Source organism: Mycobacterium sp. (genome assembly GCF_035499775.1).
Taxonomy (GTDB): domain Bacteria; phylum Actinomycetota; class Actinomycetes; order Mycobacteriales; family Mycobacteriaceae; genus Mycobacterium.
On sequence record NZ_DATJYB010000556.1, the window covers coordinates 1 to 21,204 of the forward strand.

Below are 21,204 nucleotides of genomic sequence, written 5' to 3' on the forward strand. Positions count from 1 at the left end.
CGGCGCCTAGCCGTATCGGGAACGCCGTGGTGAACCAACCGACGGTGTTGGTGGTGTCGGTGTCCAGCAGGGAGTCGGCGCGCCCGTGGCCCTCCAGGGCGACAAGCGTGCCGGAAGCAGGATCCTGCGCGCGTTCGCGGCGCCAACTGGCAACCGCGATCGTGGTTGCGGCCAACAGGAATTCGCGCATCCCCCGGTCTCTGCCGAGCGCGGCCAGCACTCGTTCGGTGTCTGCTACCGACGCGGCCACCGAGGTGACACGCAACGTTGACCAGCAATCGCGCGTCGGGTCCGGGTGGCGCTCACCCAATGCGGGATCGGGGTCGCGGACCTGCGCGATCCAGTAGTCGCGCTGCGCGTGCACCTGCGGCGTGGCGGCCCGTTCCCACATCAGCTCCGACCACCGCCGATAAGAAGTGAACTCGGGCAATATCTTTGGAGCCGCACCCGATTTCGTCGAACGCCAGGCCTCGGCGATGTCGCCGAGCATGATGTGCCACGAAACCACATCCACCGCCAAGTGGTGCGCGGTGATCAGCAGCACCGAAGGCCGCTGGGCGCCGGAGAACCACACCGCTCGCATCATCGCGCCCGCGCGAGGATCAATCTCCTCGGTCACGCTGCGTGCGGATTGCGCTATGGCCGCGGTCAATTCCGTGTCGGTCGAGTTCGGTAGCGCCACCTCGCTGAGCAGATCACCCGCAACGACCACGCCGGGTTGGCGGGTGACCAGCCGTGGCCCCGCGGGCGTGTCGGTCAGAATCGATCGCAGGGTGTCGTGTCCGTCGAGCAGCAGCTGCAGCATCGACTCGATCGACGGACGGTCGGCTTCTCCGGGCAGCTGCAGCAGGACGGTGTGGGTGAAGCGGCGGAAGTTCCCGTACTCGTAGAGCCAGGACACCATCGGCAGCGGTAATACCTCACCGTATTCGGCGGTTTCGACGGCCATACCCGAGCCGGCCGCGGCATCGGTTGCGGCCGCCAGTTGGCGAATTGTCGGTGCGGTGAACACTATCCGCGGACTCAGCGACAGGCCATGCCGACGCGCCTTGTGGACCAGTGAGATCGCCACGATGCTGTCTAATCCGAGCGAGAAGAAGTCGTCGTCGATGTGCGGCACCACGCCGTTGAACTGCTCTGAAAATACCTCGCACAACGCACGTTCGGTGTCGGTGGACGCCGACGCCGCCCCGTTACCGGTCACCCGCGAGAGCGCCTGGTCGGCCGACAGGTCCAGGGCATGGCCGTCAAGCTTCCCGTTGGCGTTCACCGGCAGTTGAGCCAGCGCCACGATCCGCGCGGGAACCATGTACGAGGGCAGTCGCTCTGACAGCGCGGTACGCAGCCCGATCGGATCGCCTTGCATATCCTGTTGCCATACAACGAAACCCACCAGGCTGGCGTCGCCCTGGCGATGCCGGACGCAGACCGCAGCATCGTGCACGGCGGGCTGGCCACGAAGGGCGGCCTCGATCTCGCCGATCTCGACACGGTAGCCACGAATCTTGACCTGGGTGTCGCTACGTCCCAGGTAGGCGTACCCGCCGTGCGGGAGGCGGCGCACCAAGTCACCGGTGCGGTACATGCGCTGGCCCGGGCGCAGCGGGTCGGCCACGAAGCGGGCCGCGGTCATCGCGGGCCTGCCGACATAGCCGCGAGTGAGCTGCGCGCCGGACAGATAGAGTTCCCCCACCACGCCGTTGGGCACCATCCGCAGCGCGGAATCCAGGATATAGCCGAAGGTTCCCGCGTTCGGGGTGCCGATCGTCGGCGCCTGATACCTGTCGACCGGTGCCACCACCGCCTCGACCGTCATTTCGGTGGGCCCATAGCAGTTGTAGACGGAGGTTTCCGGCAGGGCGCGCAGGCGGCCCCACAGCGCGGTATCGATCGCTTCGCCGCCCAGAGCCAGCACCGGCAGCAGCCGATCGAGCAGTCCGGCGGCAGCGAGTTGCACCAGCATCGACGGGGTGGTGTCGATCATGTCGATCCTTTGGGTGGCAATGCCTTTCACCAGCTGATCCGCGTCCCGCATCTCCTCGGCGCCGAACAGGTGAACGGCGTGACCGTCGAGCAGGCCGACCATGGGCTGCCACGACGCGTCAAAGCTCAGCGACCAGGCGTGTGCGATACGCAGCGGGCGTCCCAGGCGCGCCGAGGCCGCCCGGTAGACCCGCTCGCGGTGGTCGGCGAAATAGCCGAGCAGCGCGGCATTTGTTCCGATGACACCCTTGGGTTCACCGGTAGAGCCGGAGGTGAAGATGACGTACGCGCAGTGCTCGGGGTGGCGGTGCACCGCGGGTGCGACGGCCGGACGCCGCGAAATGCGCTCGGCCACTGCCGGATCGTCGAGGACCAACGTCGGAGTCCCGGCGCAGACCAGGTCCGCATAGCCGGCTCCGGCGACGGCGAGTGCCGGATTTGCCTGGCGGAAAGCGGATTCGATGCGGGCGCGCGGGAGCGTGACATCGACGGGAAGGTAGCCGCCCCCGGCGGCGAGTACGGCCAGGATGGCGATGATAGATCGGGCCGACCGTGGCAGCGCCAGCGCGACAACCGCTTCGGGGCCGATGCCGCAGGCGGCCAGCTCCGCTGCCAACCGCGTTGCCTCAGCGTGCAATTCGGCATAGCTGTAGCGTTCACCGCCCCCGGCACTCAGCGCCTCGGCGCCGGGGGTGGCTTGAACCTGCCGCTCGAACATCTCCCACACCGAAGCCACTGAAGTGCCGCCAAGAGCCGGCCCCGCCGTGACATCGCGGAATTCGGCACGCTCTGCCGATGTAAGCACATCCAGCGCATCCGGCGTGCCGGAGCCGATATCGGGGAGTTGGCGCAGCACCGCGAGCAATCGCTCGCCCATCGCCGACGGCGGAAGATGCGGCAGCGCTTCGCGAATCGCCTCGACCAGCACGACCAGCGCATCGTCCCTCAGGTGCGAGACCAGCGTCAGCGGATAGTGCGTCAGGCTCTCCATCTCCACCGGATGAAAGCGCGCACCGTCGGGTGTGCTGACCGGGCGGATCGCGTCTTCGATCGGTGCGTTCTCGAATACGAACAGCGAGTCGAACAGGCTTCCGCGGCCGTGTTCACGCTGAAGTTCCGACAGGCTGAGATAACCGATGTCACGCATGGCCGACGACTCGCGTTGCAGCCGTGCGCATTGTTCGACCACCGAGGCGGTGCTGCTCAGCTGGTGCACGACCGGGACGGCGTTGATGAATAGGCCGACCATGGTGTCCACCCCGGGCAAGCCTTCGGGACGGCCGGAGACGATGGTGCCGAACACGACATCGCGCCGGTCGGTGAGCCTGCCCAGCACGACGGCCCACGCGAAAAGCACTGCGGTATTGAGCGTGAGGCCGTTGCGGCCCGCCCACTGTCGCAGCCGTGTCGTGTCGGTCGCGGACAACAGCAGTTCCGTCTTCTCCGGCACCGTGTTACCCGCAGCCGGCGTGCCGTCGGCCACCATCAGCGGTCCGGACACACGCCCCAGATACTCCGTCCAATTGGCGATCGCCGCACCCCGGTCCTGCCCGGCGAGCCAGACGATGTAGTCGCGGTACGGGCGTGGGGCCGGCAGTCCGTCGGCTGATCCCCCCGCCCGGTACACGGCGAGCATCTCGGTGAAGAACACCGCAAGTGCCCAGCCGTCCACCAGAATGTGGTGCGCGGTGAAGATCAGCCGGCGCCGGGTCTCGCCCGGCACCGCGAGCAGCACGACCCGCAACGCGGGGCCGCGGCTCAAGTCGAACGGGCGGCGCCGCTCCGATCGAGCGATGGCGTCGAATTCGTTTGGTGCCGCTATGCGTTCGGACCACGGCAGCTCGGCGTGGGCAGGCACTATCTGCACCGGCTTCGGCACATCGCGGTCCCAGAACGCGGCGCGCAGGTTGGGGTGCCGGTCCAGCATCGCCTGAGCGCTGCGCCGGAGCAACTCGACGTCGACAGGTCCGTCGACGTCGACGACGAACTGCATGCTGTACAGGTCGATGCTGTCCTCGGCAAGCCGGTACAACGCGAACAGCCCCTCCTGCAACGGGCTGAGGGCGAGGACGTCCTCGATCTGCGCTGGGGCCTCGGTCACGAATTCCTCACTGCAACCTCAGGATTGCTCGTGCCAGGACGCGGTCAGATCGGCCAGCGCGTCGGCGCTCAGACCGGACGCACTCATCGGCGTGTATTCCCGCGCCGGGGCCGAATCCGCGTCGGCCGCAGGCTGATCCGCGGCGGCGTCGACGGCGGCGGCCAGCGCGGCGATGGTCAGGTGCTCGAACACCATGGGCGGGGTCATGGCCAGCCCCTGCGCGTTGGCCTGGGCCGACCATTTGATGGAGATGATGCTGTCGCCGCCGAGGGCGAAGAAGTTGTCCTCGGGATCTACGCCGGTGATGTCGAGCAACCCCTCCAATAAGGTGATCAGGGCCCGTTCGGTTTGGGCGGACCCGGCAGCGAGGCGCGGCGGCGGCGCGGCTCTCGGGGTCGGCGGAGCGAGCAGCTTCTCCAGGTCCGCCGCAGGCAGCAACTCCAGCGCGGAAACCCTGACGTCGGGCGTCGTCACGAACGCGTCGAGCGTGCGGTTGAGCGCGTCGGCGAGGAGAGCCACGGTCTCGCGTTCGTAGAGATCGGCATTGGCGACGATCCGCACGTCAAGTTCTCCGTCGGGCGTCACCGTCATACCGAGGTCCAGATCCAGCAGCGAGACCTCGAAGTCCATCGGTAGTGGAACGACGGTGGTTTCCCCGGACTCGGTGAGGTCTCGGGGTATCGGCGCCCAGTCCTCGCCGCGGAAGTGCAGCATGTTCTGGAACAGCGGGTTGCGCGACCGTGAGCGCGGCGGGTTGAGCGCCTCGACCAAGCGTTCGATGGGCAGCTCCTGGTGTGCGAACGCATCGAGTACCGCGTCGCGGCTGCGCGCGATCATGGTGCGCGGACTTGGATCGCCGGTTATGTCGTTGCGCAGCACCACCACATTGGCGAACAGACCGACCAGATTCTGGGTGGTCGATTCGATCCGGGACGCGACCGGGCTGCCGATCGGAATGTCCGCGCCCCCGCCGAGCTTGTGCAGCAGCACCGCGAGGACAGCCTGGTAAACCATGAACTCGGTAGCACCGTTCTGCTCGGCGAGTTGGGTCAGCGCGCCGCGGCGGGCCGCGGAGACGGTGAAAGTCACGACCTCGCCTTGCTTCCCGAGCACCGTCGGGCGGGTGTGGTCCGGGACTGCCGAGATCTCGTCGGGCAATCCGACCAATGCATCGCGCCAATAGGCCAGTTCCGCCCGTCCCCATTCGGTGTCGAGCGCATTTCGTTGCCACAGTGCGTAATCCGCGAACTGGATGGGCAGGGTGGCCCACTGCGGCGCCGTCCCGTCCACCTGGGCGCGGTAGGCGCTGACGAGGTCGTCGAAGACGATTTGCAGTGAGGCGTGATCGGTGACGATGTGGTGAACCAGTAGCAGCAGCACACGGGTATCGGCGCCCAGGTCCAGCAGGGTGGCCTTGATCAGCGGCCCGGCTTCGGGGGTGAACACCTGCCGGCGCAGGTCGCGGACCGTGTCGTCGAAGTGCTCCGCGGCGACCTTGAGGATGGGCAGTTCCACCCACAGCGCCGGATGCACGAACTGGTACGGAACACCCTCGTGCTCAGCGAAATTCGTGCGCAACGCTTCATGACGGGCTACCACGTCGTTGAGCGCTCCGGTCAGTGCGACGGTGTCCAGTGGGCCCGCGAAGCGAAGCGCGAATGGCAGGTTGAAGCCGTCGCGCGCGCCTTCCATCCGGTACTGGAACCACATCGCGAGCTGCGAGTAGGACAACGGCAGCCGTTCCGGGCGAACCACACCGGTGAATTGGGGGCGACCCGACTGGGTATCCGCGTCACTGAATTCGCCCAGCTCGTCCATCGCGTCGAGGTCGAGGTCGAATTCAGCACGGAACTGCTGTACCAGCCGGGCCGCCAACCCGGCCGGAGTCGGGCTGTCGAAGACGGCGCGGACGGTCAGCTCCACTCCGAAATCCGCACGGATCTGCGCCACCAGCCGCGCGGCCAGCAGTGAGTGGCCACCCAGCCCAAAGAACGAGTCCTCCGCGCCGATTCGCTCCCAGCCGAACAGTCGGGCGAAGATGGCGCACATGCGGCGCTCGGTCGGCGTCGCCGGCTCGCGGAAGCGGCGAACCGCAACCGGGGTCGGGGCGGGCAGCGCGCGCTTGTCCAGTTTGCCGCTGACCGTGAGCGGGATCTCGGGAATCAACGCGAATGCGTTGGGCACCATGTATTCCGGCAGCACCGACGCGGTATGTGCGCGGATCTCGTCGAGATCCAGATCCCCGAAAGTGCCGGAGAGGCCGGCATCTTCACTAACAACAGGCACCAGGTACGCGGCGAGCATGGGGCCGGCCTCGGTGTCTTCGGTGACGACGAGGCAGTGTCGCACCGCCGGGTGCGTCGCGATCACGGACTCGACCTCGCCGAGCTCGATGCGGAAGCCGCGAACCTTGACCTGCTCGTCGGCTCGCCCGACGAATTCCAGTTCCCCAGAGATGTTGCGGCGAACCAGATCTCCCGATCGGTACAAGCGCATGCCGGGGTTGAACGGGTCGGCCACGAATCGCTGCGCGGTCAGCCCGGGACGCGCCAGGTATCCGCGCGCCAACTGGACGCCACCGAGATACAGCTCGCCGATCACCTCCGCGGGCACGGGTTGCAACTCCTCGTCGAGTACATAGGCGTACACGTTGCGGTTGGGCACCCCGATAGGCACCACCCGCGCGCCGTGTGACCCCTCGACCTGCATGTGCGTCGAACAGACCACTGCCTCGGTCGGGCCGTAGTGATTGCGTAACTGCGCGTCGAAGTAGCCGGCGAATTTCTCGGCCACCTCACCCGGAAGCGCTTCCCCGCCCACCGGCACGTGCCGCAGCTGCCGCCATTGGCTGACCTGCGGCATCAGCAGCAGCGTGCTCAGCATGGAGGGCACCATGTGCAGCACGGTGACGCGGTGCCGGCTGATCAGGTCGGCGACATAGCCGATGTCGCCGAACGCATCCGGCCGAGGCACTATCAGCTGCGCGCCCAGCGACAACGTGACGAAGATGTCCAACAGCGAGGCATCGAAGCTCACCGACGACGACTGCAGCAGGCGGTCTTCGGCGGTCATGCTCCACTCGGCGATGAAGCCCGCTACGTGCTCGGCGATCGCGCGGTGCGAGACGGCCACACCCTTGGGCTGGCCGGTGGAGCCGGACGTGTAGATGACGTAGGCCAGGTTCTCGGCGCGCAACGGGCGAGCCCGGTCGGCGTCGGTGACCGGGCCGTCCGGCAACTCCGCGGCGGCACGGAGCGCGGCGTCGAATTCGTCCGGCCCGATCACCACGCCCGGGCGTGCGTCCGTGACGAGGTATTCGATCCGGTCGTCGGGGTAGGCCGGATCGATCGGCAGATAGGCCGCACCGGCCTTCAGGACGGCCAGCATCGCCACGACGAACTCCATCGACGTGGTCATGCGCAGGCCGACGATGTTGTCGGCACCGATACCCTGCCCAATGAACCAGCGCGCCAAGCGATTCGCGCGCCGATGCAAATCGGCGTAGGTCAGCTCGGCGTCGTCGGACACCAGCGCGACGGCGTCCGGCGTGCCTGATGCCGCGGCTTCGAGCATCGCGACGATGGTGGTGGCAGGCTGGTCGACGAGTTCGCCATGCGACTGCGCCAGAACGACATCGCGTTCGCCGGCGCCCAGCATGTCCAGACTGGTCAGGCGGCGGTCGGGCTGCGTGAGCGCGTTGTCCAACAGCTGCAGATAATGAGCCAGCATCTGCTCGACGAGCCCACCGCCCAGCACATCGGTCTGATACTCGAACTCGATGAGCACACCTTGCGGGTCCAACACGACCGCAAGGGCAAGCGGAAGGTGCGCGGTTACCGCGCCCAGTTCGAGTTGGCGCACAGCGACGCCGTCCAGCGCGAATCCACCGGCGTTCTTGCGCATGGAGAAGCCCAGTCGGACAAGCTGATCCATGCCGTCGTGTCCCATCCGCTCCGGGTTGGCCTCGCGCACCACCCGATCGATGCCGACCGACTGGTGCGCGAAGCCGTTCAGGCATGTCTCACGTACCGCGCCGACGAACGAGGTGAACGTGTCCGATGAACGTGCGGCGATGCGCAGCAGCAGCGTATTGCCGAAATACCCGATGGCAGCCTCGGCCGCGGCCCTGCGCTCGGTGACCGGCACCGAGATCAGGAAATCCGACGCGCCGGTATAGCGGCGCACCAGCACCCCAAAAGCCGCCAGCAACACCATGAACGGCGAGGCCGAGTGCCTGCGGGCGAAGTCCTCGACCCGGCCGAACAACTCGGCGGCCAGCACCCGGGTGCGACGTTCCGCCTGCCGGGACGGATGTGCGGCGGCCACACCGGGAAGCTCCAGCGGTTCGGGCGACGGGCGCAGATTGTCGGCCCAGTAGCCGACATCGGCGATGGTGGGTTCCGTGGCGCCCTCGAGCACCTCGACCGCGACATACTGTGGCGCTTGCCCGCCTGGGCCGCCCAGTTGCCCGCGGTGGTAAGCCGCACTCAGGTCTTGAGCGAACACAGCCCACGAGTCGTCGTCCCAACAGATGTGGTGCACGACCAGCAGCAGTACGAATTCATCTGCACTGCAACGGATCAGGCTTATCCGCAGCGGCAACTCGTCCATGAGATCGAATGGTCGGCCGAACTCGTCCCGCGCCAAAACCTCGATCCGCTGGTTCCGATCGCCTTCCGGCAGGCCGGTCAAATCGTCCACTTGCCAATTGATCTCGACGTCATCGGAAAATACCTGGTATGGCTCACCTTCGGAGTCCACCCCGTAGGTGGTACGCAAAATCGCGTGGCGCGCAACGACATCGCTGAAGGCTACGCGCAGCCGAGCCTCGTCGAGCGCCCCGGCCAGCCGATAGGCAACGCAGATGTTCAGTGTGGAGTCGGTGGGGTCCATCGTCTGCAGAAACCACATCCGACGCTGACCGGTCGACAGAGCGTAGCGCTCACCGGCACGGACCCGCGGTGCCTCGACGGATCCGGGGGCCGCTAAACCGCTTTCGGCGATGCGCCTGCGCAGCAACTCGCGACGACGTTCCTGCAAGGTCCTGGCATCGTCTGCCATCGCTCGTCTCACTCCTGCCATTACGGGTCCGCCGGGACTGGGATTTTAAGTCGGATTGTTCAGATAGCCACCGCCGACGAAGAACTCGTCCCCGCGACGCTCGACTCCGTCCGAGGAGCGAACGCGGGTGATCACCAGCCCACGGTTGCCGCCGCGATATGCGTTGGGCCCACACACCACGGCGCCGCCGCCCTCCTGCACGATCACCCGGCCGGGCGTGCCCCCGTAACCGGCCTCGGAGACGTGTGCCGCAAGCACCTCGATGCGCTCACCCCGGTAAAAAGTGAACGCGCGGGGGTAGGGATCGGACAAGGCGCGCACGAACCGCTCGAGATCCGCGGCGGGCCAGTTCCAATCGATCAAACTGTCGCGCTGCGAACGCTTGTGGAAGTACGTCCGCTCGGCCTTGTGCTGCGGCCGCCAGACCGCGGTCCCGGATTCCAACGCGCTCAACGCATCCCGCAGCGCATCCGGAATCAGGTCCATGGCCCGCATGACCAGCCCGGTGCCGGTATCGGTGTCTCCGATGGGCAGTGAACGCTGGATCAGAATGTCCCCGGTGTCCAGGCCGTCGTCCATCCGGTGCACCGTCAGCCCGAACTCCGACTCACCGCTGATCAACGCCCACAGGACAGGGGAAAACCCGGTGAATTTGGGCAGCAGCGAATCGTGCAGGTTCAGCGTGCCGTGCGGCGGCAGGTTGTACAGCTCCGGCGGCATCCAGGTGTACCAGCTATTGACGACGATGACGTCGGGTTCGGCGCGCTTGACCAGGTCGATGGTCTCGGCGTCCACCCGATCGGTGAGGTGCACCGGGATGCCGCAGTCGCGGGCGAGCTCCTCCACCGACTGCGAAAAAATCGCCTTGTAGGAGTGTTCGCTGGCCGGATGGGTGACCGCGAGCATGACGTCGTGATCCAGATCGATCAGCGCCTGCAGGGTTCTGACCCCCCAGGTCTGGAAACCGAACGACACGACCCGCATGCATGCACCCCTTTCGCTCCGGATTACAAGTTCAGCAGATTATGTTAGCCTTCGCTAAGTTGCATAGCTCTTGCGGCTGTCGCGGCGACGAGGTGCGGGGAGGCACCCGTTCGAATCCGTGCCGACCCGTTCGGGTCCAGCGGCTTCGGTGAGGAGCATTCTTTCGGCGCGGCCCATCCGGCGCGGGGGGTACGGGATGAGCACGCTGGGCTTACGGCGCCGTGGCGCCTTGGACCGTGAGGCGTTGTCGGGGAAGTTCTCGCTGCGTCGAGTCGACCCGGACCGGGATCTGGACCTCGTGCATGCCTGGATGAACGACCCGGATGTGGCCCTCTTCTGGAAGATGCCGTGGGCTCGGCACGCGATCGCGTCCTATCTGCGTCGGCAGGACCGCAACCCGAACTCCACCCCCTACCTGGGCGAGCTGAACGGCGTCCCGATGAGCTACTGGGAGCTCTACCGCGCCGATCTCGAGCCGATCGCGCAGCGCTATGCCGCGCGCGAGCACGACGCCGGCCTGCACCTGCTGCTGGGTAACCCCGAATATCGCGGACGCGGACTGGCAGTTGACCTGTTGCGCGCGGTCTCGTCCTGGCAGCTGAATCGGGATCCACGGGTGACCCGGGTGGTCGCCGAACCCGACATCGACAACAAGCGATCCATCCGAGCGTTCGAGCGTGCCGGGTTCCGGCGCACCAGGGTTATCGACCTGCCGGACAAACGGGCCGCCCTGATGGTCCGGGACCGCACCCACCACCGGCCGAACTATGGCGGGACCACCCCCGTGCCGCTCCGAACGCAGAGGTCAACGGGCCGGCACCGAAATTACTAGCCCAAAAGTTTATGTTAGCCTTCGCTAAGTTGCGAGGCTGCTGACGGCTGTCGCGGCAACCAGGCGGACCGACGGGCACGAACGGGCACGAGAGGTAGTAGCGCATGCCGCGCACACTGGGGTGGATCAGACAGTTCCACGCACCGGCGTCGCCCGACAGTCTTCCGCTGCTGGTTTTTCCGCATGCCGGAGCAGGCGCATCGGCCTACCGCGAGTTCTCGAAAGTGCTCAGCAGCAAATTCGACGTGATTGTTTTCCAGTACCCGGGACGCCAGGACCGGGTAGCCGAGGCCTCCCTGGTGTCGGTTGCCGAGATGGCCGAGGGGGCATTCAGCGAATTCTGCGCATCGGATCACCACCGTGGTCTGCCGATCATCACATTCGGCCACAGCATGGGGGCGCTGGTCGCCTTCGAGTTCGTCCGGCTCGCGGAAGTGCGGGGAATCGACGTGCGGCAGCTCAACGTCTCGGCGGCGGTTGCGCCGAGCAATGCGGCGGGCAAACCACCACATCCCAAGGATGACGACGAAATCCTCGCCCATCTGGCGGCGCTCGAGGGTACCGACACGGATGTCATGGCCAACAGCGCGGTCATGAGATTGGCTCTGCCTGTCATCAAAGCCGATTACCAGGCTTTTGATGCGTACTCCTGCGCTGACGACGTCAAGGTCGCCTCCCCGATACTCGCGATGGGCGGTGATCAGGACCCCTATGTCACGCTGGGCGATCTGTACGGGTGGGGCAAACACACCGACACGGTCAAAGTCACGGTGTTCGACGGCGGCCACTTTTATCTGACCTCACACATCGACGCTGTCGCAGAGTTGTTGGCGTCGAGCGCGCACTGCGAGCAGACGGCGTGAGCGACGCCATCGTCATCTCCGGGATGGCGGTCGAGGCACCCGCCGGGATCGACACCCCGAGCGCCCTGTGGTCGGCACTCGCCGAATCGAGGGAGCTGCTCCGCCCCTTCCCACGGGACAGGGGCTGGACCGTCGACCACCTGCTATCGGCATCCCGGGTAGCAGAGGGTTGGCGTCAAGTCTGCGATTCCGGCGGATTCCTGGACGGCGCAGCGACATTCGACCCGCCATTCTTCGGCCTCACCGATCACGAGGCGATGGCGATGCATCCGCAGCAGCGAGTCGCGATGCGGGTGGCGTGGAAGGCGCTGGAGAACGCGGGAATCAATCCCGGCGCGCTCGAGGGTTCGGAGGGCGGCTGTTTCGTCGGGATGTCGATGACCGAATACGGAACACGCACATCGGTGGCCGACGATTACACGGGATTCCGGACCGTCGGTTTGGGACAACTGGGGGGTGCCGGCCGGATCTCACACTGCCTCGGACTGGTCGGGCCGTCGATATCCATCGATTCGGCGTGCGCATCGTCGTTGACCGCAGTGCAATTGGCCGCCAACGCGATTCAACTGGACGAATGCGAGTGGGCGCTGGCCGGTGCCGTATGTGTTCTGGGAGAGCCGACGGCGTTCTACGAGTTCTCCCGACTCAATGCCATATCCGCAGACGGGCATTGCCGCGCCTACTCCGCCGACGCAACTGGCACCGTGTGGGGTGAGGGCGCGGGAATGGTTGTCGTCGAACGTGAATCGCGAGCGCGGCAGTTGGGACACCGCATCTACGGCCGCATCTTGGCCATCCGCACCAATCACAACGGCAAAGGAAAGCCGATCCTGGTTCCCCGGATGCGCGCGCAGGAGCAGCTTATGCATAAAACGATCGACGCGTCGGGAATCGATCCGGCCGACGTCGGAATGATCGAAGGGCACGGCACCGCAACGCCTGCCGGGGACCCACAGGAATTGTTCGCCCTGTTCAAGACCTACGGCGCAGCGGGATCCGAGGCACTGCTGGGCTCGATCAAGTCGAACGTCGGCCACGCCCAGGCGGCGTCTGGGATGCTCGGGCTGACAAAGCTGCTGCTGGCGGGTCAGTACGGTCACATTCCGCCAACTCTGTTCGCGGACAACCCGACCAAGACGGTGGACTGGGATCTGACGGGCCTGCGACTGGCCACCAAGCTGCACCCGTGGGAACCGAAGGACGGCATGCGCTACGGAGCCGCATCGTCATTCGGCGCGGGCGGCGCCAATGCGCACGCGATCATCGCCATGCCCGCGGGTTCCGGAGCGTGAGAGACGTGACACCACCCGGCTACCGGCTCCCCAACGGCACCGTCCCCGTCCTGCTGTCGTCGGATAGTGCCGATCTGCTGCGCGACGAAGCCTCGGCCCTGCTTGCCTATGCGGCCGCGCATCCCGAGGTGGCGCCGCAGGCGATCGCCGGAATGCTGTTTCGGACCAGGCTCGCCCGCCGTTACCGGGCCCTGGCCATGGTGGCCGACCGCGACGAGATGGTCGGGGCCCTGCAGGCGGTCATCGATGGCCGCGAACATCCGTGCGTGGTGCGCACCGACACACCCGCCACGGCCCGTCGGGTGGCCTATGTCTTCCCCGGGCAGGGCGGCCAGCGCCCGGGGATGGGGCGGCCGTTCTACGAGTTGGTCCCCGCGTTCCGGACCGAGGCGGATCGGTGCGCCGAGACGTTCCAGGCCCAGTTCGGCGAGTCACCGCTGAATTACCTTCTGGATGAGGATCTTCCGGCCGAAGACAGCGCACGCACCGTGCAACCCGCGTTGTTCACCCAAATGGCCGCGCTGGCCGCGATGTGGCGAGCGGTCGGCGTCGCGCCCAACATCACCATCGGGCACAGCCAGGGAGAAATCGCCGCGGCCTACATATCCGGCATTATCACCTTGGCTGATGCCGTCCGAGTCATCGGCATACGCGCACACGCGGCCGACGAGTTCGCCTCCGGTGACTACGCCATGGCCGTCATCGCTACCGACCGCGACACCTGCGAGGACCTGCTCGCCCGTTGCCCGGGTTGGGCGCAGCTGTCGGTGGTCAATTCGCCGAACATGGTGGGAATCTCGGGTGATCGAGAGACCGTGCAGAGCGTCGTGGATACGCTCACCGAACGCGGCACCTTCGCGCGACTCATCCGGGTCCAGTACCCCGCCCACACCAGCTTGATCAACGAGCTCGGCGAAACGGTACGCGCGGCCACGCAACGCGAACTGCAGAACCCGAAATTCCTCGACACCGAAATCGACTGCCTCGGGTCCACTCTCGGCGCGCCCATCACCCAGGACCTGCCGGTTGACCAGTATTGGTTCTGGAATCTGCGCAACACCGTTCGATTCGACAAGGCGATCGCTGCCGCCGCGCAGCGCGACATCGACACGTTCGTCGAACTCGCCGCACATCCCACGCTGCAGTTGGCGATTCAAGACAATCTGGCCGCCGTCAGCGGCGAGCGCACGCCCAGGGTGGTCGGCACGTCGGAGCGAACGGCCACCGACCTGAGCGAGTTCACCCGCAATCTCGCCCAGTTGGCAGTGCATGATCTGAATTACCCGTGGGAGTGCCTGCGCGCGGAGTCTGACGGCCCCGTCTCGCTGCCGTTGCTCGATTTCCCCAACACCCGGATGAACGAGACCCGGCTGTGGATGCGCTACACCCAGCCCGATGACGTCAAAGCGGTTGCCCCAGCAGCCGAACCGGCTCCGGAACCGGTCACCGCCACCGCACCCGCACGGCTCTTGGTCGAAGAGTGGATCCGGCTGTCCCAGCGCTCGCTGGTGGCGCCGCGTGTCATCGGAATCGTCGACCACACCGGCGCCTGCTCGGACGTAGCCGGCGCGCTCAGCCGCGCCGCCAAAGAGATCGGCGCCACGGCTCACCCAATCGACGCAACCGGCACCAGCAGCGGCGATCTCAACACGTTGGTCATCTTGATGCCGCCGTCACCGGGACTCGACGACCCCGCCGCCGCAACCGAGGTGGCCGAATTCTTCGGCAACCGCACCTGGTGGCCGGACATCGGTGACACGATCACCGAATGCTGGCTGGTGACGGTGGGCGGCGAGGCGGTGGTTCCCGACGATGCGCCGCCAAATCCGTTGCACGCTGCGGCAAGTTCGGGCTTCCGCAGCATCGCCACCGAATATCTCGGAGTCGCGTTCCGCCATCTCGATCTCCCGGCTGCATCGGCGACGCCGGAATCGGCTACCGCGATCCTCACGGCGCTGCACACGGGTGAGGAATCCGAGTTGGCGTTCCGCGACGGCGGCCTCTACGCCAAGCGACTGGTCGAGGACGACGCCCCCGCCTACTCTGCTGAAAAGCCCTGTCAGCATGTGCTGATCACCGGTGGAACCGGAAACCTGGGCCTCGAGTTCTGCGATCATCTCGCTCGGCGTGGCGCGCAGCGAATCACGCTGGTAAGCAGATCGGGCGAGACGCCCGCCAACGCTGACCGGCTGCGCCGAATCCGTTCGTCCACAGCGACGCAAATCGTTGTGGCCCGATGCGACGTCGCCGATCCGGCAGCCGTGTCGCGGCTGTCCGAGCAACACCGGGATGCGCCCGCCGATCTGATAATCCATGCCGCCGTCGACTATTCGGACATCGAGTTGCGCGACATCACCACGGCGAAGGCCGAACAGGCGCTGCGCGCCAAGGTCATCGGCATCGCGCGGGTGCTCGACGAGTTTCCCCGGACCGCCGACTGTCGGGTGGTGCTGTGCTCGTCGACCGCAGCGACAATCGGTGGACGCGGCCAAGCCATCTACGCGGCGGCCAATCGGATGCTCGACGCCATGGCGCACCGGCTCCGCGCCGACGGCCTGGACTGCGTTTCTGTGCAGTGGGGTCAGTGGACGGTGCATCTCGACCTCGGAGCTGCCGGCCGGGCCAAGCTGGCCGGGACCGGCGTGGTTCCGATGTCTCCGGCAGATGCCATGGCACTGGGAATGAGCCGCCGGCGCGGCAATATCGGCAATATCGGCAATATCGGCAATATCGGCAATATTATCGTTGCGGCGTTCGACCTGGACCGTGCGCGGTCAGCCCTGACCACCTTCGGTTACGGACCGCTGGCCTCACAGCTGACCTCGCCCGCCGTCGAGAAACAGGTCGCGGCTCGGGAATCGAATGTCTCGCAACGCTTCATCAAGCTGCTCGCCGAGGCGATCGGCGTCGCGGACCCGGACGCGATCGACACCAGCGTGCCCATGGTCGCGATCGGCCTGGACTCGTTGCAGGCGCTCGAGTTTCGCCGCCGGGTCCAGGTCGAGTTCAACCACGAGCTCAACGTCGCGGACATCCTCGGCGGCGCATCTGTCGCCGACGTCCTGGCGCAGCTGGACACCCAGGCTGCGCCGGTAGAGCCGTCCGAGGTGTTTCAGCGCGCACGACGGGTGGCCCAAGACGTCGTCCCGACCACCCTGGATGTGGACCGATTGCGCTCCGCGCGTGCCGATTTAGACCTCGTCGGGATGCGGGCCATGATGAACGCACTCGATCCCGCGTTGAGCAGCGATGTTCCAGGCGCCACCCACACAGCCGAGAACATCGCGACACAGCTTGAGTTTGCTCCCCGACACCGGTGGCTGCTGCGCAGATGGCTCGGAGTGCTCACGGCGCGTGGACATCTCGACCTCGACTCCGACGGCGGCTACCGGTTGGTGCAGCCGGTGCCGGAACCGGGCTGCCCGGACTTGTTCGCGTTGGGCGCCGACCTCGGCTATCCGCGTTCGCTGACGGCCTTCATGCAAAGTTGCAACGAACGTCTGACAGAACTCGCGCAAGATCGGGTCCGCGTTCAGGAATTGCTGTTCGCCGACGGCGACATGGTGACCGCCGTCGCCGGCTACCGAGACAACGTGGTGGGCCAGTACCTGAATCGCGGTGCACGGGAAGTCGTTGCGGGCCTTGCCGCGGGACTGACGCACGACCGGTCACCGGTTGGGATTCTCGAGCTGGGCGCAGGCACCGGCGGCACGACGGACGACGTCATCGCGGGCCTCTCCGGGATCTCCATCGACTACCACTTCACCGACGTGTCGACGTTCTTCCTTCGCGCCGCCCAGGAAAGATTCGCGGCATATCCGCAGATCCGTTACGGGATACTGGATTTAAACACCGATCTGCCGCAGCATGACCGATACGACATCGTGCTGGCGGCCAATGTGCTGCACAACGCACTGCATATCGGTGAGAGCCTGCGGCAACTGCACGAGCTGATCAACCCCGGGGGAGCGATCGTCTTCATCGAAACCTGCAACGCGAATTACCAACTGCTGACGTCGCTGAAGTTCCTGATGTCGCCCAATCCCGGTCAGCCGCATCCGGGCCAGTCCGATATCAGGGCCGGAGGCCGGATCTTTCTCACCGAAGACGAATGGCTTGATCAGCTCCGCGCGTCGGGATTCAGTCCGCTGCCGGTGTTGCCGGACCCTGATCACCCGCTGCGGGTGCTCGATCAGCGACTGTTCGCCGCACTGCGTAACCGGTGATCACCCGCTAGCCGTCGGGTGCCATCGCCTCGCGCAGGCTCCTGGGGCGCATGTCGGCCCAGTTGTCCTCCACGTAGGCAAGGCAATTCGCGCGGGTGTCCGCACCGAAGACCACGCGCCAGCCGGCCGGCACCGCGACGAATGCCGGCCACAGGCTGTGCTCCTCGTCGTTGACCAGCACGTAGAACGTGCCGCTGTCGTCGTCAAACGGATTGGTACTCACCGCTTCTCCCCTTTTGCGGACGATCGGTGACGCCGATATCAGCCCCCAGGACACGGTCGGACAGCAACCCCAGGCAGCTCAGGTTGGGGAATCCGGGTCCCTCGTTGAGGCCGGAGAGATTGGGCAGGACCAGTTTCGGGGTGACGCCGGCTACGGCCAAGTCGGGGCCAATGGACTCCTCCAGACGTTCGGACGTCAGCGGCCCACCCAGCCCGAGCTCCAGCACGTCCACGGCGGCCGGGCTCAACAGCGGCACGAACCACAGCGGGTCAGCGCCTGATCCGTCGATGACGAGGTCGAAGCGATGCAGGGTCTCGAGCGGTTCACCAGAGCGGTCCGTGCTCAGCGTGATCCAGATCGTGCTGTCCCGATCGACCACGCGAGCAACGCGTCCGCGTAGATGCTTGATCCGCTCGTCGGCCAGTAGCGATTCCTGAACGCGCGCCGAGAAGACCCCGCGGTCGGTGCGGGCGATGCAGTCGCGCCGTTCGGCCTGGGTGAGGCTGCGCCAGCCGGTGGGATCGGAGAACAGTGAATTCTCGAAGAAGCCCTCGCCACGGGTGAACAGGGTTGCCTGCGGCGAAATCGCGGTGATCGATGAAACCCGATGATGGAAAAGCTCGTTGAGCATCGACGCAGCGGTCTCCCCGCCGCCGATCACCGCGACATTCTCGGCGACGATCCGGTCGTGGCGCGCGGCACGTTCCCAGAACTGAGCGATCGACAGCACCCGCGGGTCGCCGGAGCGGATACAGCGCTCCGCCTGACCGGGGCCGGTGATCATGATGGTGTCGGCGGACAGGTGCGACTCGTGGGTGTGCAACTCCCAGTGCGATCCGTCGACCGCGATCTGAACCACTTCGCCGCGAACGACTTTCAAGCCGGCCACCTCGGCCGCCCAGCGCAGGTAGGAAGCCCACGTGTCGTGAGTCGGCGACGGCCGACCCCGGTCGACCCAACCGACGAATTGGTCCGTCGCAACCAGATACGACTGCCAGCTGAACCGCATCATCTGCTCGTCGACTTCGGCGTTGCGGCCGGGAACCAGCGACGACCGGTACGGGAACCCGACGTCCTTTTCGGGGCTGGTACCCAACCGCTGCCGGCCGTCGGTCCAGCCGCCCCCGGCCCGCCAGTTGGCAGCCACGCCAGTGCGTTCGACCGCGACGACATCGGCCGCCTCGACGCCCATCTCGCGCAAGACCGCCGCCTTCGCGGCGACTGCCACCGCCTTCGCGCCGGCACCGAGGATCGCCAGCGTGCCGCTCATGACAAGCCCCCACCTCCGTCGGCTAGCTTAGCTCAGGCTGTCCTAACTTCGTGTACGCTACCCTATGTCCCGAAGGCAGGACACGCCTGCCCCGAGGGAGCCACCGCGTTGCCTGTTACTCCTCCCCGACCGTTGCTGGACGGCTTCGTTCCGTTTCCGCCCGAACGCGCTGCCGGCTACCGGGCGGCCGGCTACTGGGCCGGTCGCAGCCTCGACTCGGTGCTGCGAGACGCCGCCAGGGCATGGCCCGACCGCGTGGCCGTGGTGGATGACCTCGGTAACCATACGTACGCCGAACTGGACGAACTCGTCGCCGCAGCGGCCGCCGGGTTCGCCGCGCTCGGGATTGCTCCCGGCGACCGGGTGCTGCTGCAGCTGCCCAATTCGTGCCGCTTCGCGGTCGCGCTGTTCGGGCTGCTGCGCGCCGGCGCCGTCCCGGTGATGTGCCTGGCCGGGCACCGGCTGGCCGAACTGAATCACTTCGCGCAGGTCAGCGGCGCAGTCGGGCTGCTCATCGCGGATACGGCAGGCGGTTTCGACTACCGCGCGATGGCCGAGCAGCTGGTCGCGGCGCAACCGCAGCTGCACCACGTCGTCGTCGACGGAGACCCCGGCCCATTCCTGTCCTGGCCGGATCTGCCGGCCGGCGAAACGCCTCGGATTGCGCCCAACACAGCGCATCCCGCGTTGCTGTTGGTGTCGGGTGGCACCACCGGCGCGCCCAAGCTGATCCCCCGCACGCACGACGACTATGTCTACAACGCCACCGCGAGCGCCGAGCTGTGCTCGCTGACGTGTGACGACGTGTATCTGGTGGTGCTGCCGGCGGCGCACAACTTCCCGCTGGCGTGCCCCGGAATTCTCGGCGCGATGACCGTCGGCGCCACAATCGTTTTCAGCACCGACCCGAGTCCGGAGGCCACGTTCGCCACGATCAAGCGGCACGGCGTCACGGTGACCGCGCTGGTCCCGGCTCTGGCCAGACTGTGGGCGCAGGCCTGCGATTGGGAGCCGGTGACACCAAAGACGTTGCGGCTCTTACAAGTAGGCGGCGCCAGGCTGGAGCGTCAAGACGCACGCGCGGTACGCGCCGCCTTGACCCCTGGTCTGCAGCAGGTTTTCGGGATGGCCGAAGGACTGCTGAACTACACGCGGCTCGACGATCCGCCGGAAGTGCTGGAGCACACCCAGGGCCGGCCGCTGTGCGACGCCGACGAACTGCGCATCGTGGACGGCGCAGGCGAGCCGGTGGCAACCGGCGCAGAAGGCGAACTGCTGGCACGCGGGCCATACACGTTCAACGGCTATTTCTGCGCCGGGCACGACAACGCACGCTGCTTCGACCCCGACGGCTTTTACCGCAGCGGCGACCTCGTCCGATTACGCGAGGACGGCAACCTGGTGGTGACCGGCCGGGTCAAGGACGTCATCTGCCGGTGCGGTGAAACCATCTCCGCACAGGACCTCGAAGAGCAGTTGCTGAGCCACTCGGCGATCTGGTCAGCGGCCGCGGTTCCGTTGCCCGACCCGGATCTGGGAGAAAAGATCTGCGCTGCAGTTGTTTTCGTCGGTGAGCAGCTGACCCTCGCCGACCTGAACGCGTACCTGGACGAGCGTGGTGTGGCGGCGCACGCCCGGCCCGACATGCTGGTCGCCATGCCGGCGCTGCCGACCACCCCGGTCGGCAAGGTCGACAAACGGGCGATCGCGTCTTCGATAACCGACTGCTAAGTTCGACGTCAGAGCGAAGGAGCCGAGTAGTGGATTCGTTTTCATGGGGCTTTCTGACCGTACTTTCGCTGGTGCTGGCGTTGGTGTTCGTGGCCTTCGCCGGCGTGTACGTGAAACGGCTGGGCGACCGACCGCCTACTGCGATAGGCGACGAAATAGGCAGCGCCAAAACGGTTGTGCGTAAAGTGCGCAAACGCGAACCCATGTCGCGGGATGAGTTGGACTATGCGAAGCAAATCATTGGTGCTCGTGGCTCCTTGATGGCGTTCTGCATCCCCGCTGCTTTGTTCTCGCTGGGCTGCGTTTATGTGTTCGGCAGTCTTTACCACTTGCATGGAGCGACGCCATCCGAGCGGACATTTCTCGGGGTGTTCCCCATGTTAGCCTCAATGAACTTCACGACTCAGATTCTCCGCCACGCAAGGTTGAAACGGCGTGTGCAAAGAATGTCGTGAACCGACATATGCGATGTCGAGCAAACAACGTGGTTTTGCAATCGTGATTCCCGGGGAGTTGAAAATCGGCTTGCCCGTGCTGCCGACAGCACCATCAGGTGATAGCGTCCGCACACCTGGTGTTCGCGTTCCGGTCCAGGGACGGTAGTCTTTGCACGTTCCATATGTCAACTTCGTTGATAT

The 21,204-nt window shown here is 66.2% G+C and carries 11 protein-coding genes; 6 read left to right on the top strand and 5 right to left on the bottom strand.

Features of this window, described 5'->3' with window-relative positions; all coding sequences use genetic code 11:
* From VML93_RS33825 to VML93_RS33835, 3 genes are all read right to left on the bottom strand, one after another.
* Positions 1-4,084: amino acid adenylation domain-containing protein (locus VML93_RS33825; RefSeq protein WP_325617505.1), on the bottom strand; the 4,084-nt coding region annotated here is incomplete at its 3' end.
* Positions 4,085-4,102: 18 nt separating this feature from the next.
* Complete coding sequence (locus VML93_RS33830; protein ID WP_325617506.1) at positions 4,103-9,145, bottom strand: non-ribosomal peptide synthetase; 5,043 nt, start codon at positions 9,143-9,145, stop codon at positions 4,103-4,105.
* 45 nt (positions 9,146-9,190) lie between these two features.
* The gene (locus VML93_RS33835) at positions 9,191-10,129 is read right to left on the bottom strand and encodes a methionyl-tRNA formyltransferase (protein WP_325617507.1); all 939 of its coding nucleotides are present in this window, start codon (positions 10,127-10,129) and stop codon (positions 9,191-9,193) included.
* 196 nt (positions 10,130-10,325) lie between these two features.
* On the opposite strand from VML93_RS33835, the gene VML93_RS33840 reads away from it, so the two are divergent.
* The 4 genes from VML93_RS33840 to nbtC all read left to right on the top strand — a co-directional run bounded on the left by VML93_RS33840 (position 10,326) and on the right by nbtC (position 17,342).
* Positions 10,326-10,961 (top strand): GNAT family N-acetyltransferase, encoded by a 636-nt coding sequence (locus VML93_RS33840; protein WP_325617508.1) that lies wholly within the window; start codon positions 10,326-10,328, stop codon positions 10,959-10,961.
* 104 nt (positions 10,962-11,065) lie between these two features.
* Positions 11,066-11,824: a thioesterase II family protein gene (locus tag VML93_RS33845; protein WP_325617509.1), complete on the top strand. Its 759-nt coding sequence runs from the start codon at positions 11,066-11,068 to the stop codon at positions 11,822-11,824.
* Positions 11,821-13,116, top strand: a complete 1,296-nt coding sequence (locus VML93_RS33850) for a polyketide synthase (protein WP_414686516.1) — start codon at positions 11,821-11,823, stop codon at positions 13,114-13,116. Before VML93_RS33845 ends, VML93_RS33850 begins: the two co-directional genes overlap by 4 nt.
* 5 nt (positions 13,117-13,121) lie before the next feature.
* Positions 13,122-17,342, top strand: coding sequence for a nocobactin polyketide synthase NbtC (gene nbtC / locus VML93_RS33855; RefSeq protein ID WP_414686517.1), 4,221 nt, complete (start codon positions 13,122-13,124; stop codon positions 17,340-17,342).
* Between the two features lie 7 nt (positions 17,343-17,349).
* Here the strand turns inward: nbtC and VML93_RS33865 are convergent, their stop codons facing one another.
* Entirely contained in the window at positions 17,350-17,565 is a 216-nt protein-coding gene (locus VML93_RS33865; protein ID WP_325617510.1) for an MbtH family protein, read from the bottom strand.
* Positions 17,546-18,835 carry an NADPH-dependent L-lysine N(6)-monooxygenase MbtG gene (gene mbtG, locus VML93_RS33870; RefSeq protein ID WP_325617511.1) on the bottom strand — a complete coding sequence of 430 codons (1,290 nt, stop codon included), beginning with the start codon at positions 18,833-18,835 and terminating at the stop codon, positions 17,546-17,548. Before mbtG ends, VML93_RS33865 begins: the two co-directional genes overlap by 20 nt.
* Positions 18,836-18,943: 108 nt before the next feature.
* On the opposite strand from mbtG, the gene VML93_RS33875 reads away from it, so the two are divergent.
* Positions 18,944-20,566, top strand: coding sequence for a (2,3-dihydroxybenzoyl)adenylate synthase (locus tag VML93_RS33875; protein WP_325617512.1), 1,623 nt, complete (start codon positions 18,944-18,946; stop codon positions 20,564-20,566).
* A gap of 29 nt (positions 20,567-20,595) precedes the next feature.
* Positions 20,596-21,021, top strand: coding sequence for a hypothetical protein (locus VML93_RS33880; RefSeq protein WP_414686518.1), 426 nt, complete (start codon positions 20,596-20,598; stop codon positions 21,019-21,021).
* Positions 21,022-21,204 lie beyond the last annotated feature (183 nt).